This window comes from Glaciecola punicea (assembly GCF_001756615.1).
GTDB classification, from domain to species: domain Bacteria; phylum Pseudomonadota; class Gammaproteobacteria; order Enterobacterales; family Alteromonadaceae; genus Glaciecola; species Glaciecola punicea.
Window position 1 is genome coordinate 291,016 of record NZ_LZXY01000003.1, and the last position, 16,645, is coordinate 307,660.

The window sequence follows — 16,645 nt, forward strand, 5'->3', positions numbered from 1 at the left end:
GCCGTACAAAAAATATTTAAATAAACAGGAGGCGGTAGGTATTATGTTATGCAGTATGAAAGACATTCACAGAAACTTGAACGGTCAGCTATCATGGTTTTATGGTTCGCTACTACCGCCTATTTCAAGTGCAGCCTTATCAAAGATATAGAGCGTAGTGATGTCAATATTGTTTAATTCTCCATACCGCTTCGCTTTATTGATAATAAGGGCATCAGGAAAGTCTGCCTGTTTTATTTTACCCTTTACTTTAATTGGGGCCGCGTTTACATAGTCTTTCAATGCGCACCAAACAGCTTGCGCATCTTCAAACTGAATGTTGGGTTCAGCAAATAATGCATGAATAATATCAACAATAGTTTCTTTAGAAACTTGATATCGCTTGCCTTTGAGTACCCAAACAGTCTCAGTTAAAACAACATCAGTGACTAATACTTTGTGCTCGCCGTTGATCAAAATCTTCGCTTTTGGGCTTTGTTTGTCATCATCGTCAAGCAAATAACGAAGAAGTACATTTGTATTAATAGCAATCATCAATCAATGGCACTTTGCAGTGATGCATCTTCGCTAATACTTCGATTGGCTTTAGTATTTTTTAAAATACCACTAGCTGCACCCATTGATTTTTTTACAATAGAGATAATACCTTGTCTATCTACAAAGCTGTCAACTTCGTCACCTTTATCGATATCCGCCACGGCACACAATTTGATGGGTAAAGTAATTTGTCTTTTGGCACTCACTTTCATGTTTATCACGCCTTTACTTTTCTTTAATTAGTAAAGGATAGCATATTGCTATATTCAATAAAACAGCAAAGACTATAGCCAATTAGATATGGGATTCGTAGCCACGCACGCAGTGGAAATAACAAATTAATTTAGTTGGAAATAATTTTACTACTAAGATAGCGAACATAAAACCTATTGACTTCCCTGTATTTCTTCGTACCGCAGTAGGCATGAGTACTATCGCTAAAGAGATTGCTAATTGGTAATTGCTTTGCAAAGCGGAAAGCTCTTAAATAAACCTAAGGAACGAAAAATTTCATTGTATAAATCAAAGTGTTAATTTACAGATAGTAAAGCTGTTTTCTAGCGCTTTGGTATTATTTTTTATTGAAAGGATAGTGATAATTCAGCAATTTGGTAAGGCGTTTTAATGTTGATGGCAGCAATGAGCTTAAACCTGCCTCACAAACGAGTATGAAATCTCGGTAATATGACTCTATGCGGGCTATGTCGTCAGCCTACATTAGGTTAACAACCATTTATTTAGTTCCAATCTTTAATACCAAGTTTCAAACATTAATACGATCATACGCAATCCGCGCTTTTATATAACTCGACAAGGTTTGGCTAACTTGCGGGTGCTGGGTGTCTTGGTTGATTAAGCAAATGTTTATGCGGCCTAAACTAGGCAGGCGTTTATCGCGAATAATTTCAAGTTCATCAGGTACAATTGAGCGGGCTAGGGCGGTAATGCCTAGGCCTTGTTTAATGGCAGCCATAAGGCCGTAAAAGTCGGGGTTGGTGTAGGTGATTTTCCAAGGCTGCGTTTGCTGCTTTAACTCTGCTATTACGCGGCTTCTATATACGCAGCCGTCGGGGGCTAGTACCAGTGATAAGGAATCGTTTGGTAAGCTTCGGTTAGGGTCGCCTACCCACACTAGATCGTCTTCGCGAACAATTTCAATATTGTTGTTTTCGTTGGGCATTTCGGTACTATTGTTTGAGGAATTTCCGCTGCGCCTGAGAGACGGATCATCTGGCTGCATAAGGGCTAAAATAAGATCAAACTGCGCTGACTGGTTGGCGCTTAACAAGGTTTTACTTAACGCAGAGGTTACATCTAGGGATACATCGGGATAGCGCTGAGAAAACTCACCCACAATACTGGGCAATAAAGCTGAGGCAAATTCACTTGGAATACCCAAACGCATTCGCCCGCGCAGTGTTTCACGGCTAAGCTCACGAAACACATCGTCGTTAATGGCAAGAAGCTGCTTTGCTTTGCTATATAACCATTTACCATCTTTGTTTAGTTGATAGCTTTGACCTACCTTGGTAAAGAGCTTGCGGTTTATTTGTTCTTCTAGCTTTTTGATTTGTAAGCTAATAGCAGGTTGCGAGCGTCCAAGGAGTTCGCCTGCCTTATAGAAGCTGCCAACTTCAACAATGGTGACCAAGGTGCGTAGTACGGTTAATGAAAGTTGTTTCATGAATAGACCTGCGTTTTCCCCGCTTTTGTGCATAATGAAAGCTGCGCCATCTCGACAGCAGCCAGTAAACACGCCACTACATAGGTATTAGTTAAGCTAATCCCTAAAGGTTAATATATAAGAAATGCTAATGTAAGTATTAAATTTTTTAATTTGTTACCTTTTGCCAAGATACTTATACTATTAACATACAAATAACATGGATGACGTAATATGAATACCACTGTACTGCATAGCGCACACATTGCGGCTGGCGCAAAAATGGTCGACTTTTTTGGTTGGGATATGCCAATAAACTACGGCTCACAAATTGAAGAGCACCATGGCGTGCGCAAAGACGCCGGTATGTTTGACGTGTCGCACATGACCATAGTAGATGTAACAGGCCCACAGGCAAAAGATTATTTACGCTATTTGCTGGCGAACGACGTTGCCAAACTTACCGAAAAAGGCAAAGCCCTTTACAGTGGTATGATCAACGAAAGCGGCGGCGTAGTAGACGATCTCATTGTGTATTATTTTGATGAAACCAACTATCGTCTAGTGGTAAATTCAGCCACCAAAGAAAAAGACATAAACTGGTTAAACAAAGTAGCCGCTCCTTTCGACGTAAACGTAAAAGAACAAACCGCATTTGCAATGATAGCTGTACAGGGCCCACATGCGAAAGAAAAATCAGCGACCTTATTCACCGAAGCGCAAAAAGAAGCGGTAGCCGGCATGAAGCCGTTCTTTGGTGTGCAGGCTGAAGACTTATTCATTGCCACCACAGGCTACACGGGTGAAACCGGCTATGAAATAATGGTGCCAAAAGCACGCGCAATAGAGTTTTGGAATGGTTTATTAGCCGCAGGCGTTGTACCTTGTGGACTGGGCGCGCGCGACACTTTGCGTTTAGAAGCCGGCATGAACTTATACGGCCAAGACATGGATGAAACCGTGTCCCCCTTGGCTGCCAATATGGGCTGGACCATTTCATGGGAACCCAAAGAACGCGACTTTATGGGCCGTTTGGCGCTAGAAAATCAAAAAGCCGAAGGCACCCAAAAAGCCGTTGGTTTAGTATTTAGAGACAAAGGTGTACTGCGCGCTGGCCTAACCGTAAAAACAGCCGACGGTGAAGGCAAAATAACCTCGGGCACATTTTCACCTACCTTAGGCCACAGCATTGCATTGGCCAGAATTCCTACAGGCGACGGCGCGGCCGTTGGCAGTATAGTGCAAGTTGAAATGCGTAAAAAATGGGTAGATGTAGAAATAGTCAAACCCAGTTTTGTGCGCAATGGAAAAAGCGTACTGTAAAATTCCGTATTAATTATTAACTATTGATAAATTAATATTACAAACATAGTCAACAATAACCACAACTTTTAGGAAAGATTATGAGCAATGTACCAAACAATTTACGTTATGCAAGCACCCATGAATGGGTCCGTACCGACGGCAATGGCGTATTCACTGTAGGCATTACCGAACACGCACAAGACCTGCTTGGCGACATGGTATTTTTAGATTTACCCGACGTAGGCGACGGTGTTACTACTGGCGAAGACTGTGCGGTTGCAGAGTCGGTTAAAGCCGCATCTGATGTTTATGCCCCGCTTACTGGCGAAATTATAGAAGTAAATGAAGAACTAGAGAACTCGCCTGAACTGGTCAACTCAGACCCTTTTGGCGAAGGCTGGTTATTTAAGATGAAAGCGGAAGATCCAGAAGAAGTTGAAGGCTTGCTTGATGCCGAAGCTTACGCTGGCATTATTGAAGACGAGTAAATAATACCTGAATAAGGTATGTCTAAAAGGCTAATAAAAGCCTCATTAGGCCTTATTCGACACTAACGATAGTAGATTCTGCTGCCTACTGATATGCGAGCAGCCGAATTTGTTTTCTTTAAAAAAAGGTTAATGATATATGAATATTGGTACTAAAGTAGTCGCGCCGGCCACCCTGTCGGAACTTGAAAATCAAAATGAATTTGTGCGCCGTCACATAGGCCCCGGCCAGCAAGAAATTGACGACATGCTAGACGCAGTAGGTGCCGATTCACTAGACGATTTAATGCAGCAAACCGTGCCAGCGGGTATTCGCTCAAAAGCCCTAAATGTGGGTGAAGCACAGCGAGAAGATGTTGCCCTAGCTGAACTTAAAACCATTGCCAAACAAAACAAAATTTTTCGCAGCTACATTGGTATGGGTTATTCAAACACTTTTACGCCCAACGTAATATTACGCAACGTGCTAGAAAATCCAGGTTGGTATACCGCATACACTCCTTATCAGCCAGAAATTGCACAAGGCCGTTTGCAGGCTATCTTAAATTTTCAGCAAACGACGATAGATTTAACCGGCTTGCCCTTAGCGTCGGCCTCGTTACTTGACGAAGCAACTGCGGCAGCCGAAGCAATGGCACTTGCCAAACGCGTGTCGAAGAACAAAGGCGCAAACGCGTTTTTTATTGCCAACGACGTGCATCCACAGACTAAAGACGTGCTTAAAACCCGCGCCGATATGTTTGGTTTTGAACTGATATATGGCGATGTTAGCGAAGCCACCCAAGCAAACGTGTTTGGCGCATTGCTACAATACCCCACCAGCACTGGCGAACTAGTCGATATTCGTGAAGTAATAGCGGGCGTCCAGGCTAATAAAGGTATTGTGGCAGTAGCAACCGACCTGCTGTCGTTAACTTTAATTACACCCCCGGGTGAGCTAGGCGCCGATGTAGCGTTAGGCAGCGCCCAACGCTTTGGTGTGCCAATGGGCTATGGTGGTCCACACGCCGCATTTTTCGCCACGCGCGATGCATATAAGCGTTCATTGCCAGGCCGTATTATTGGCGTGTCGAAAGATTCGCGCGGTAAAGTAGCCTTGCGTATGGCCTTGCAAACACGTGAGCAGCATATTCGCCGTGAAAAAGCTAATTCAAATATTTGTACTGCACAGGTGTTATTGGCTAATATGGCAAGCTTTTACGCTGTGTATCATGGCCCTGAAGGCTTAAAGTCCATTGCTGGTCGTATTCACCGTTTAGCTGATATTTTAGCCGCAGGTTTAACGCAAAAAGGCCTTAAGCTTGCACACACAACTTACTTTGACACCTTGTGTGTAAACGTTTCAAACAAAGACGCGGTAGTTGCGGCTGCACTTAAAAAAGAAATGAACCTGCGCACTGATTTAGCGGGTCAAGTAGGCATTTCAGTTGATGAAACCACCACGCGTAAAGACATAGCCGATTTGTTTGACGTGCTCTTAGGTGAAGGCCATGGCTTGAACGTTGCACAACTAGATGCACACATTATAGCCAACGGCAGCGAGTCCATTCCTGCAACATTAGCGCGTACCACCGACTTTATGACGCACCCTGTATTTAACCGCTATCATTCTGAAACCGAAATGCTGCGTTATATAAAAAGTTTAGAGAATAAAGATTTAGCTCTTAATCACTCTATGATTTCACTAGGCTCATGCACAATGAAGCTAAACGCAACCGCAGAGATGATACCAGTAACGTGGCCAGAATTTGGTCAAATACATCCTTTTGCGCCCCTTGATCAAGCCAAAGGCTACACCCAAATGCTTGACCAATTAAGCGAGTGGTTAATTGACATTACTGGCTACGATGCACTTTCTATGCAGCCAAACTCTGGCGCACAAGGTGAATATGCAGGCTTGTTAGCGATTCAGCGCTACCATGCTAGCCGTGGCGAAAGTCATAGAAATATTTGTTTAATCCCGCAGTCGGCACACGGCACTAATCCAGCGTCTGCTCAAATGGTTAGCTTGAAAGTGGTAGTGGTAAACTGCGATTCAAAAGGCAACGTTGATTTAGCTGATTTGCGCGCAAAAGCCGAAGAAGTGAAAGATAACTTGGCTTGTGCCATGATTACTTACCCCTCTACACACGGTGTGTATGAAGAAGCCGTGCGCGAAATATGCGACATAGTGCACGAAAACGGCGGCCAGGTTTATATGGACGGCGCTAATATGAATGCACAAGTGGGCATTACCTCACCGGGCCTTATTGGCAGCGATGTGTCGCACTTAAACTTACACAAAACTTTCTGCATTCCGCACGGCGGCGGTGGCCCAGGAATGGGTCCAATAGGCGTGAAATCACACCTTGCCCCATTCTTGCCAAGCCATAGCTTGTTCACCTTAAAAGCTGCCGGTACGAATGACGACTTAGGCACGAACAGCGCTGTTTCAGCCGCGCCGTGGGGCAGTGCCTCTATACTGCCTATTAGCTACATGTACATAAAAATGATGGGCAGCGACGGCCTTAAAAAAGCAACCGAAGTGGCTATTCTAAGTGCCAACTACATTGCTAAGAAGCTAGAAGGGCACTATCCAATATTGTATACCGGCCGAAATGACCGCATAGCGCACGAGTGTATTATTGACCTGCGCCCGTTAAAAGAAGCCAGTGGTGTGACTGAAGTTGATATTGCCAAGCGCTTAAATGACTACGGTTTTCATGCGCCTACTATGAGCTTCCCAGTGGCGGGTACGCTTATGATAGAGCCGACCGAGTCGGAAGCGAAAGCCGAGCTAGACAGATTTATAGAGGCGATGGTGTGTATTCGTCAAGAAATAGCGAAAGTGGAAAGTGGCGAGTGGGATGCTATTGACAATCCACTGCATAACGCGCCGCATACGCTTGCTGATATGATTGATGAGAAGTGGGATAGAAGCTATTCTCGCCAAGTCGGTGCGTATCCTGTGCCTGCGGTGGCAGCTGATAAGTTTTGGCCTACTGTGAATAGGATTGATGATGTGTTTGGTGATAGGAACTTGATTTGTAGCTGTCCGGATTTGGATAGTTATAGGGAGTTTGCTGAGTAATGTCGATCTGTAATTAAGTTTGTGACTGTTTTAATATAGTTTGTGACTTTAATTAAGATTGTGACTTTTTAGCTTAATGCACTTGATTGTTATAATCTAAAAGGCGGGCCAGAAATGGTTCGCCTTTTTGGTAATGGCAGTTCATGAATTATTAGAATAAAATAATTTCAGATGTTTGATCCTCAAATGACTGCCATCCCTTACCAAATTCTGCTAACTCAGGAATGGTTGAAATAACTGTTAAGCAACTCCCCATAGTACTTCTTTTAAGTCGTGTGAGTCCGGCGTAGATCAGTGCAAGGTTCTTCCTATTCACTTTACCTCCGATATAAACTACCAAGATCCTCGCTTCCCAGCCTTTGAAACTATGTAAGGTAGTCGCTTTTACTCTCGCATCGCCCATGTAGAACCCGACTTTTTGTCGTCTTGATTCCTGATCACTTTCATCGAATGTGTGGACAGTTTTAATGCCTTTGCTACCGATTGCTTTAACAAATTCAAAACCAAATTTTCTAGTACTACAAAGAAATGTAGCATCACTGATTGCCATATCTCTTAGAGTGTTTTCTGAAAAGAGTCTAAGGGTTTCATTTACGCAGGCATTTGAAGCAGCTTCACTATCTACCTGAACCCATCTTAAGTGTGCAGGTTCTATATCAAGACTATTCTGTACCCTTTCAGGTAAAGCCGTATCTTTACCTGGTAGATATGTTTCAGCAAAAATTCTTGCTTGATTCATTGCCTCTTGTGGCAAACGATAACTGATTGGAAGTTCTGCCCATGCACCGCTAAAACCCGCTCCCTTCATCGCTTCATCAGTCCAAGATTTAGCCGTCTCGTAAATGTCTTGAGTAGCGTCAGCGACTAACATCATTTCACCTTCAGGTTTACAAATTTTTCGTAATACGCTCCACCACTCTGGTAAAAAATCCTGCCCTTCATCAACCAATACAGCATCATATTTTTCAATATCATCGTTCTCATCTAGTATTCGCTCAACAAGGACAGGTAATAGAACTGCAAGCACTTGTTGCTGGTTTTCTTCATTTCCCCAAAGAGCACTGTACTCTTCTTCGCAATCCGCTTCTTCACATATACGTTTGCACCAAGAGTGGAAGTTTAGCCAAGTAACCTGTTTTCTAGTGTTACCAGTCGCATTAGGCCAGCGAACAGCTACATCCATAAGGTAATGAATTAAGGTGATATTAAAGGTCACGACCAATACTTGCTTACCTTGACTGACCAATTCAGCGGCGCGAGCAGCGAGCACTAATGATTTGCCGGAGCCGGCAGCTCCTTTAATTCGTCTAAAACCAGATTTAGTTCTCGATGTTACAAGTGCTCGTTGGTTAGTATCTAATTCAATTGGTTGTCGCTGTGTCGATGAAGAATCAGGCTCTACTAGCCAATTTCGGATATCTTTAGCTAACATTTCATTCATACGAGACGAATATTTTCTTTTACCTTCTGGAAAAACGCTTTCAATATTTCCGCTAAGCAAAGAATCTCTACCTGATAAAGGATTGTATTTCGGGAATTTATCAGCCCCCCGATATTTAAGGCTTTGCGCAAATAACAACTTAACACGCTTATCATCAGCCCAAGGAAATACTACTCCAGCAGTAATTACTGCAAACCCCGCACCTTGTTGAAGGCGAGGACAATAGAGTTCAAATAATTCCTTTTTATATCGGCGTACTTTTTCAATAGGATTGTCTTTTTGCATCGAGAAAGACTTTCCGTCTTTTTCACCAATTAATCTAGGAGCATCATTTGTGTTCAGGTCAATAGAATAAGAAACGGCATCTAAATCCCAGTCCTTTACCTCAAAGACAGCAATACCGACGTTTGGGTTCAACAATACAAAATCTGGTTTGAGTCCATTCAGATGGGGTTGAAGATAAATTTCCCACTCAGGAGCTAAGTTATTATCAAAAAACTCGAAAACGCGCATTTCACCTGATGTAAAAGGTTGGCGTAGTTTGTGAAACTGAGATTTTGGGGGTGATACAGTTCTTGCCATGAATGCTTTCCGGTTTTAATTGGACTAATTAGACCCAAAATTTGAATCAATCATTAACTTATCTACAAAATATTGGGGGTCTAAATTGTCCATATACTGAGCCTTTAAACCTTTATTATGTTAATTTGCACTTAAAACTGAACCACGATTTGCATCTAAAACTGATCCACCCAAGTAGCCTTATATGACCATAATCATGTTTTAATTTCTAGCCTTTTTCTCCTTTGATTTTTTAGTTGATTCTTTAAAGCGGAAGCTGTCATTGCCGGTTTCAATTATGTGGCAATGATGCGTTAGCCTGTCTAGCAAGGCTGTTGTTAACTTGGCGTCACCAAACACCTTTGACCATTCAGTGAAGTTGAGGTTGGTGGTGATAAGTACGCTAGTCGTTTCGTAGAGTTTGCTTAATAGATGAAACAGCAAGGTGCCGCCCGCTTGACTGAAGGGTACATAACCTAATTCGTCAAGCACAACTAGGTCACAATTAGCTAAACGATTTGCCATTCGCCCAACGTGACCTGCTTGCTTCTCCAGCTCTAATGTATTCACAAGCTCGATAGTGGATAAAAACCGCACGCGGTATTGATGGTGCTGAATGGCTTGTACCCCAAGTGCTGTGGCTAAGTGGGTTTTTCCTGTCCCAGGGCCGCCTACGAATACAGCATTTTGGCTATCTTCAATAAATTCACAACGATGTAAACCTCTGATGAGATATTCATCCACTTCACTTTCACTAAAGTCGAAGCCATATAAGTCTCTATAAACGGGGAACTTAGCCGTCTTCATTTGGTAAGCAATACTGCGTACTTCTCTATCAGCAACCTCGGCTTTTACGAGTGTGTCGAGCATAGGCAAGGCTAGTTTATAGGCCGGTGAATCTTGCGATGATAACTCGGTAATACTGCTTGCCATACCATGCAGTTTCAGTATTTTAAGCGTGTGTAATAAGGCTTCAGTGTGCATGGTGTTTTCCTCTTAATGTATCGTAGCGTGACGTATCGCTGGTTGGCTCGGTGATCAATTGCAGGCCGTTAGCAATCGGTACCGGTTCGGGTGATGAAGGGTTCAGTAGCCGACTTAGACAGTTCATTACATGCTGTTTGGACGGACAGCCCACGTCTAAGGCCATTTCAACAGCCTTCACAACATCGGCTTCATCGTGATGTAATATCAGCGATAACACCTCGACCATTTCTTTATCCCCACGCTGATGCTGTAATAAAATCGATTGCAAGTGTTTAAAGCTATCAGGCATCGTGTTAAACGGTGCACCATTGCGAAGTGCGCCGGGTTTACGTTGCGCGACAAGCAAGTAGTGGCGCCAGTCATAAATGACTTTGCCTGGTATGTCGTGACTCGTCATGAATACGCGGGTATGCTCAGCTATTTGCTGACCTTCGGCAATGAATTCAAGCCGACTAGGGTAAACATGCAGGCTAATACGCCGGTTAGCGAAACTGGAGGGGACTGAGTATTTATTGCGATCGAAGTTGACCAAGCAGGTGGAGGATACTTTTTTACTATGTTCAATAAAACCATTAAACGGCGCATTCACCTTCATAAGTTGGCGCTGCTCTTGATACCATACATCTTCAATGGTTCTATCTGAGAACTGCGGGTGCTTGCGTGTTTGCCAGTCTTTAATGCATTGGGTTTCGAGCCAATCATTGAGTTCAGTTAGCGTGCTAACACGCGGTAGCCGTTGCCAGATAATCGAACGTGCGTCCCGCACATTCTTTTCAACTTGCCCTTTTTCCTAGCCTGCGGCTGGATTACAGAAGTCAGCTTCGAACAGGTAATGACTCACCATAGTGAGGAAGCGACGATTAACAATACGCTCTTTGCCTTTTTGCACCTTATCAACCGCTGTTTTCATATTGTCGTAAATACCACGCTCGGGCACGCCATTAAACACGCGGAACGCATGGTTATGTGCATCAAATAGCATTTCATGACTTTGGGTAAGATATGCCCGCAGAATAAATGCACGGCTATGACTGAGCTTAAAGTGAGCGACTTGTAGTTTAGTTTTACGGCCATCGATGAAGCCATAGTTCTCGCCCCAATCAAATTGAAAGGCTTCGCCTGCTGCAAACTCCAAGGGTACGTAAACTTGATTAGATACCGATAATCTATGCTCTTCGCGCCACTTGCGCACAAACGCCGCAACCCTGTCATACGAGCCTGTATAGCCCAAAGGTAACAAGTCCTCGTAAAGGTTTTTGACGGTTTTACGCTCTTTTCTTCGTCGCCTAGCTTCTCGTTTAAGCCAACTGATAAGCAGTTCTTCGAACTCTTTGACTTTACCCAACGACTGTCGTTTGGGATAAACAGGCTCAGTGATTTCACTTTTCAGATAACGACGTACGGTATTGCGAGACAATCCAGTACGTCTAGTAATTTCTCGCAGGGAAAACCCATCACGAAAATACCATCTACGCATAACACTTAATAATGACACATCTATCACTCCACATTCTCCTGCTTAGGGGCGGCAGGAGGTATTAAACATGTGGATCAGTTTTGAATGCAAATTAGGGGGTAAAGTGGATCAGTTTTGGATGCAAATTAACACTGCCAATCAAAAACGTTTAAAAAGCAGATAAAAGACCTTTGGAACAACTTGCCGAAATTTCGAGATTCAATGGATTTAGTGCCCACTCTTCATATTCCTAATAAAAAAACATTGATCGAAAAGGCGCTTAAGGATGGTGACTTTATGGTGAACACAAAGAAGGATGCAGCCAAGTCTTTTTATCCATGTTAATTCTCTGCGGTAGGAGCAAAGTAACACCTAACAAGCGGCTGCTATTCGCTCATTGCCGCCGGTCAGCTCGATTTGACTATAGTCCGGAAAGTTTTGCAGACTGCTGTGTCATATTGGAGTGAATAAATAACTTCTAGCTTTTTGTAAAAATAATTCTTATAGTCGTTAATTAAGTTTTAAGTTAATTTAGGAAGTTTAATGTTAAAGCTATTAGGGACTTTAATATATTGGGTATGTGGGATTTGGGTGTTTATTCTCTGCCTGAAAGTTATTTATGCAATGTGGGGTATGATTGGTGTTGTAATCAGTTTTTTCCTTGCACCTATTACCTTTGTCGTAGTTCCGATTTATCACGGGTTTACTGAGGGTGATTGGTCCATCATCGTAATTAGTTATGGGGGGGTATTGATCGCGACCATACTTACAGCATTACACGATAAGTTCGCGGAGCAATAGGCATACTATGTTAGCTATAAAGTGGGGCTTAGTTACAGTATTATCGTTCGTGTTCTTTTTTATTGGCGGCGTAATAATTGAATTAGTCTTTGTAGGCTTGGTAAAAGTAGCTGAATTAGCCGGTTCGCCTTCAGATGGCCCTCCAAGTTATTTAATGATTGTGGTGAAACGTGTGTTTGGCTTCTTATTTGGTTCGTCTTTAGCAGTATACACTGTAATAAGGTTGGTGAGAGATTTAAACCAATCCTTGTATCTGAAATTTTTCGGTGTGGTTATTATTACTTTCCAAGCATCAATTGTTCTCTATTCTATAGTGATGATTGGATTCAGTGGTGCTCTTATTTTGGTCATCATACCTATTTTTGAATGTTTAGGTGCTTTGGCCGGAGCCAGTTATGGGTTCGCACTTGCTCTAACCAAGGAAAAAGGCCCAGAGGTATCGAGCGATTTATAAGTATCATAATCTAATTATTCGATGATATTTGCAACGCCATTGAAAGTCTGCTCCTTTATCTCTTGCAGCCCACCATGCAATGTAAGGTTAAATGACTATAATGACCGCTAAGCCATTATGCGCCTATAGCGCCTCACTATAATAATTCTAATAAATAGCTTACTCTGACCCCAGTTATTATTTACTGAAAGCAACTGTATGTCCCGCATCCCTCAGTTTGACCAAGATTTGTTAGAACTCATTACCAAAATCGATTATGACGAGGCGTTCGATGTTTATTACCGCCGAGTAAAGCCTCACTTGATTGGCTTTCCAAAGCAGGTAATTTCTGAGTGGTTGTACAGACATGACAACTTTATCGATAGGTTCGGACATCATGACTTATTAAGATGGAGCTTTGAGGAAGCGATTTTCACGACACAGGATATATTTGAAGTTAACTTGTTTCCGAGTAAAAAGGTTAGCGTTCTTGATGTTGGTAATCACATCTGGCGTGACCAATGGATAAGAGAGTCTGAGCCTGCATTATCTTTGCGTAATACAGGCACATTTCCGAGCCCGATTATAATATTTAAAAATGCTCAGGAATATGTGGATCATTGCGGAGAGAATCACATAGGCCCTTATCATTTGGCTGAAGGTCATAAACGCTGGGGATACATGAATGCTATTGTCAATTATCCAGAACGTTGCGATCTCATAAAGCCTTTAAAAGCAGAGCATAAAGTCTATTTGCTAACGATGAATGGGAATATGTGACTATGATCTAAGCCGATGTCTGCTGATTATCTTTTTCTACCCTTCGTTACTTAATGGCCAATGTCAGCAATGTCGGATCTGCTGTCTTAAGCGTAACGGCAGAAAAGGTCAGCTTATCGCTCATTGCCGTCAGCCAAGTATGATTAATCGTATGATGATTTTTGGCTAAACATAATCTAATATTTCTAATTCGCTAATGACCGCAATAGGTTGATTCAAGCCCTTTACGGAGTTGAAGATTATGACCGCTAAAGGCCGATTTAAGCCTTTTCTAGATTAGAATCTTATGTCGGCTTCTGGCACTTTGGCGACTGACATATATTTAGAGTTCAGAGCAATTATGAAAAGTGAAACGGTGGGCGATTAAGACAGTACTTATCAGGCGGGTTTGAGCTATCAGCTGTAATTGGAATAATAATCGTACACGTTAAAAAATATAAAGTTGATAGGAGTCACAAACTTAATTAATGCAAAGATTGCATTTGATTATTTCTCACCATGCAAAGTCACAAACTTAATTAAAATTATAGAGCTCTAAGTGATTGATTTTGCTAATGGCTGAGTCACAATCTTAATTAAAAATCGACAATAGTGTAGAATTAGTATTTTAACTTTGGATCAGAGACAAAAGCACCATGAGCAGGGCACAGGCAGGTCGCCACTGTGCAATAAAACGCATTCCAATAGAGGCTTTCCTATGCACAGCAGCTTACTCCGTCGGTTCGGCGGCTATCTTCAAACCCAATGGATCTCCCCGCGCCGAATTCGGTTCTGGCTGCTTACGCTGGTGATCGTGTACAGTTTACTGGGCTTTTTTGGCTTGCCCTGGACCATCCAGTACCTCGCAGTGACCGCCGCTCAAGAAGACTTTGGGCGCGAACTTCGCATTGAGTCAATTCAGGCCAACCCCTACACACTGACGCTTGGGATCGACGGGCTTGTACTTGACGACATCGACAACCGGCAACTGCTTGGCTGGAGCCGGCTGTTCATCAATCTTGAGTGGTCGAGCATCATCAACAGAGCCTGGACCTTCGAAACAATTAGATTCGACAAACCGATCATTCAGGAAGAACGCTTCGCTTCGGGCGAAACCCGCTTCTCCCGGCTGGCCACCCTGCCTCCTGACAAGGTACCGGCCAAAGGTGAACCTGCGCAACTGCCTGCGGTGCAGATCAACTGCCTGCGGTGCAGATCAACTGCCTGCGGTGCAGATCAACGATCTGCGCATAGAGGGCGGTGTTCTGCGCTTTGCTGACAACCTAAGGGACACGACGGCTGCTGACGCTGATAAACCGAAGCGAGTATCGCTGGCGCTGCAGGACATCGAGCTGTTCGTAAAGGATTTTGCGCTGCAGAAACCTAAGCGCATCCCGGTGCGTCTACAAGGGCAGTTCGCACAAGGCGGTATGCTTGCCTTCGACGGTACGCTGCAACTGCTACCGACCGTCGCCCTAGAGAGCAGTGTCAGTATAGATGAGCTGGCACTGCCTCAGGTTGAACCCTACCTGAGGCAGTTCGCGGATGTGCGACTTAATAGCGGAACACTGACCCTGAGCGGCCAAATTCATACAGATGCACAGCAACCCTTGGCATTCCAAGGCTGTGGCGGCATCGACGCGCTGAGCATCAGCGAAGGGCTCAATGACGAAACACTCATCGGGTGGCGAAGCCTTCAGACTGAACAGCTCGATCTACGCCTCAAAGAAAGGCAGATTGAGACCGACTCCATCGCCGTCAAGGGTCTGTCCGGCCGGGTAATCATCCACAAGGATCAGACAAGCAACTTCGGCCAGCTCGTGGCTAAGCCGCAGGCCGACGCCGAGAATAATGATAACGCCGCGCGCACGCATGACACGGATGAGGAGATAGCCCCGTTCAGGTTCGTCATTGAAAGCATTGAGCTGACCGACGGCGCCCTCCGGTTTGCAGATTACTCCCTGGCGCTGCCCTTCTCGACGAGCATCCACACCTTGAGCGGAGCGATATCGACTTTGAGCTCAACCTCGACCGAGCCTGCACAGGTGAAGCTGGAGGGCACGGTCGCAGAGTTCGGCTTGGCGCACGTCGACGGTGCCGTCCACGCCTGGCATCCCATGCGCCAGACCAATTTGCATCTGAGGTTCCGCAATCTTAAGGTCCCGAAATACTCCCCTTACACAGTGAACTTCTCCGGGCGCAAAATCGCGGGGGGTACCATGGACCTTGATCTCGACTATACAGTCAAGGACAAGCAACTCGACGGACAAAACAATCTGGTGCTTCATCATCTGAAACTCGGCGAAAAGATGGCTTCCAGCGACGCCATGGACCTGCCATTAGACCTTGCCATAGCCCTACTTGAGGACAGCGACGGTGTCATTGAACTCAGTCTGCCAGTGACAGGAAATGTTGGCGACCCGGAATTCGAATTCAACAAAGTCATACGCAATTCACTGGGAAATGCCATTACGTCTGTCATCAAAGCGCCTTTCAGTTTTCTGGCAAGCCTCGTTGGCGCTGACTCAAAAGACCTTGGTCAGATTGAATTCCCGCAGGGCCGAACTAGCCTGCTCCCTCCCCAACGCGAGCGCATCGCTAAGCTTCGCGAGGCCCTCAATCAGCGCCCGGCGCTGATCTTGGAGCTCGCCGGTCCCTTCAGCCGGACTTTCGATGGGCCATACCTGCAACGTGAGAAAGCCATCGAAGTTCTGCGGCAAGGCCTCGCTGAGCTGGGCCGCGAAGTCGCAGACCCTAGCCTGACGACCCAGGCCAATCAGGGTATTGTCGAGGCGATGTTCACCGCGTATTACCCGCAGGCAGACCTGGAGGCAGTCCAAGCGCGTTTCACCAAAAAACAGAATGCGTCATCCGATGGAGCGGGATTGGACGCCCTAGCTTATCGCAACCACCTGGCCGAACGGGTCATCGCTGCACAATCCATTACGGACGTTGATCTCGAAGCCATCGCCAACGCCCGCGCATCGGTGGCACGGGACGCCCTCGTCCAGCCAAATACGGATGTTGGTATAGCAGCCGACCGAGTGCGTCTTTTGGGGCCCAAAGAGGTCGATTCTGTGGACGGCGAGCGCATTGCCATAGAAGTTGGTATCACCACGGATTGAGGCAAGCGAACAAATATGG

At 44.6% G+C, this 16,645-nt stretch carries 12 protein-coding genes and 1 pseudogene; 7 read left to right on the plus strand and 6 right to left on the minus strand.

Going from position 1 to position 16,645, the window contains the following annotated elements:
- Positions 1–99 precede the first annotated feature (99 nt).
- The 3 genes from BAE46_RS05455 to BAE46_RS05465 form a co-directional block, all read right to left on the minus strand.
- Positions 100–534 (minus strand): type II toxin-antitoxin system VapC family toxin, encoded by a 435-nt coding sequence (locus BAE46_RS05455; protein ID WP_070111921.1) that lies wholly within the window; start codon positions 532–534, stop codon positions 100–102.
- The gene (locus BAE46_RS05460) at positions 534–749 is read right to left on the minus strand and encodes an AbrB/MazE/SpoVT family DNA-binding domain-containing protein (protein WP_006006573.1); all 216 of its coding nucleotides are present in this window, start codon (positions 747–749) and stop codon (positions 534–536) included. Before BAE46_RS05460 ends, BAE46_RS05455 begins: the two co-directional genes overlap by 1 nt.
- Before the next feature lie 551 nt (positions 750–1,300).
- Positions 1,301–2,221 carry a LysR family transcriptional regulator gene (locus tag BAE46_RS05465; protein ID WP_040520989.1) on the minus strand — a complete coding sequence of 307 codons (921 nt, stop codon included), beginning with the start codon at positions 2,219–2,221 and terminating at the stop codon, positions 1,301–1,303.
- 213 nt (positions 2,222–2,434) lie between these two features.
- On the opposite strand from BAE46_RS05465, the gene gcvT reads away from it, so the two are divergent.
- The 3 genes from gcvT (at position 2,435) to gcvP (ending at position 7,063) form a co-directional block, all read left to right on the plus strand.
- Complete coding sequence (gene gcvT / locus BAE46_RS05470; protein ID WP_006006577.1) at positions 2,435–3,523, plus strand: glycine cleavage system aminomethyltransferase GcvT; 1,089 nt, start codon at positions 2,435–2,437, stop codon at positions 3,521–3,523.
- 80 nt (positions 3,524–3,603) lie between these two features.
- Positions 3,604–3,993 carry a glycine cleavage system protein GcvH gene (gene gcvH, locus BAE46_RS05475; RefSeq protein WP_006006578.1) on the plus strand — a complete coding sequence of 130 codons (390 nt, stop codon included), beginning with the start codon at positions 3,604–3,606 and terminating at the stop codon, positions 3,991–3,993.
- A 139-nt stretch (positions 3,994–4,132) separates the two neighbouring features.
- Positions 4,133–7,063 (plus strand): aminomethyl-transferring glycine dehydrogenase, encoded by a 2,931-nt coding sequence (gene gcvP / locus BAE46_RS05480; RefSeq protein ID WP_006006580.1) that lies wholly within the window; start codon positions 4,133–4,135, stop codon positions 7,061–7,063.
- 151 nt (positions 7,064–7,214) lie between these two features.
- Here the strand turns inward: gcvP and BAE46_RS05485 are convergent, their stop codons facing one another.
- From BAE46_RS05485 to istA, 3 genes and pseudogenes are all read right to left on the minus strand, one after another.
- Positions 7,215–9,086, minus strand: a complete 1,872-nt coding sequence (locus BAE46_RS05485; RefSeq protein ID WP_070111922.1) for a UvrD-helicase domain-containing protein — start codon at positions 9,084–9,086, stop codon at positions 7,215–7,217.
- Between the two features lie 201 nt (positions 9,087–9,287).
- Positions 9,288–10,049: an IS21-like element helper ATPase IstB gene (gene istB, locus BAE46_RS05490; RefSeq protein ID WP_006004303.1), complete on the minus strand. Its 762-nt coding sequence runs from the start codon at positions 10,047–10,049 to the stop codon at positions 9,288–9,290.
- Positions 10,039–11,547: pseudogene (istA, locus tag BAE46_RS05495) on the minus strand (IS21 family transposase). Before istA ends, istB begins: the two are co-directional and overlap by 11 nt.
- A gap of 769 nt (positions 11,548–12,316) precedes the next feature.
- Between istA and BAE46_RS05505 the strand changes: the two are divergent.
- The 4 genes from BAE46_RS05505 to BAE46_RS05515 all read left to right on the plus strand — a co-directional run bounded on the left by BAE46_RS05505 (position 12,317) and on the right by BAE46_RS05515 (position 16,626).
- A complete protein-coding gene (locus tag BAE46_RS05505) occupies positions 12,317–12,763 on the plus strand; it encodes a hypothetical protein (protein WP_070111924.1) in 447 nt (148 codons plus the stop codon).
- 198 nt (positions 12,764–12,961) lie between these two features.
- Entirely contained in the window at positions 12,962–13,522 is a 561-nt protein-coding gene (locus BAE46_RS05510) for a hypothetical protein (RefSeq protein WP_070111925.1), read from the plus strand.
- 697 nt (positions 13,523–14,219) lie between these two features.
- Positions 14,220–14,780 carry a DUF748 domain-containing protein gene (locus tag BAE46_RS14990; protein ID WP_244884986.1) on the plus strand — a complete coding sequence of 187 codons (561 nt, stop codon included), beginning with the start codon at positions 14,220–14,222 and terminating at the stop codon, positions 14,778–14,780.
- A complete protein-coding gene (locus BAE46_RS05515; protein WP_244884987.1) occupies positions 14,668–16,626 on the plus strand; it encodes a DUF748 domain-containing protein in 1,959 nt (652 codons plus the stop codon). Before BAE46_RS14990 ends, BAE46_RS05515 begins: the two co-directional genes overlap by 113 nt.
- Positions 16,627–16,645: the final 19 nt, after the last annotated feature.

Coding starts and splice junctions, on each gene's coding strand:
- BAE46_RS05455 (WP_070111921.1), bottom strand. CDS start 534: ATGATTGCTATTAATACAAATGTACTTCTTCGTTATTTGCTTGACGAT.
- BAE46_RS05460 (WP_006006573.1), bottom strand. CDS start 749: ATGAAAGTGAGTGCCAAAAGACAAATTACTTTACCCATCAAATTGTGT.
- BAE46_RS05465 (WP_040520989.1), bottom strand. CDS start 2,221: ATGAAACAACTTTCATTAACCGTACTACGCACCTTGGTCACCATTGTT.
- gcvT (WP_006006577.1), top strand. CDS start 2,435: ATGAATACCACTGTACTGCATAGCGCACACATTGCGGCTGGCGCAAAA.
- gcvH (WP_006006578.1), top strand. CDS start 3,604: ATGAGCAATGTACCAAACAATTTACGTTATGCAAGCACCCATGAATGG.
- gcvP (WP_006006580.1), top strand. CDS start 4,133: ATGAATATTGGTACTAAAGTAGTCGCGCCGGCCACCCTGTCGGAACTT.
- BAE46_RS05485 (WP_070111922.1), bottom strand. CDS start 9,086: ATGGCAAGAACTGTATCACCCCCAAAATCTCAGTTTCACAAACTACGC.
- istB (WP_006004303.1), bottom strand. CDS start 10,049: ATGCACACTGAAGCCTTATTACACACGCTTAAAATACTGAAACTGCAT.
- BAE46_RS05505 (WP_070111924.1), top strand. CDS start 12,317: ATGTTAGCTATAAAGTGGGGCTTAGTTACAGTATTATCGTTCGTGTTC.
- BAE46_RS05510 (WP_070111925.1), top strand. CDS start 12,962: ATGTCCCGCATCCCTCAGTTTGACCAAGATTTGTTAGAACTCATTACC.
- BAE46_RS14990 (WP_244884986.1), top strand. CDS start 14,220: ATGCACAGCAGCTTACTCCGTCGGTTCGGCGGCTATCTTCAAACCCAA.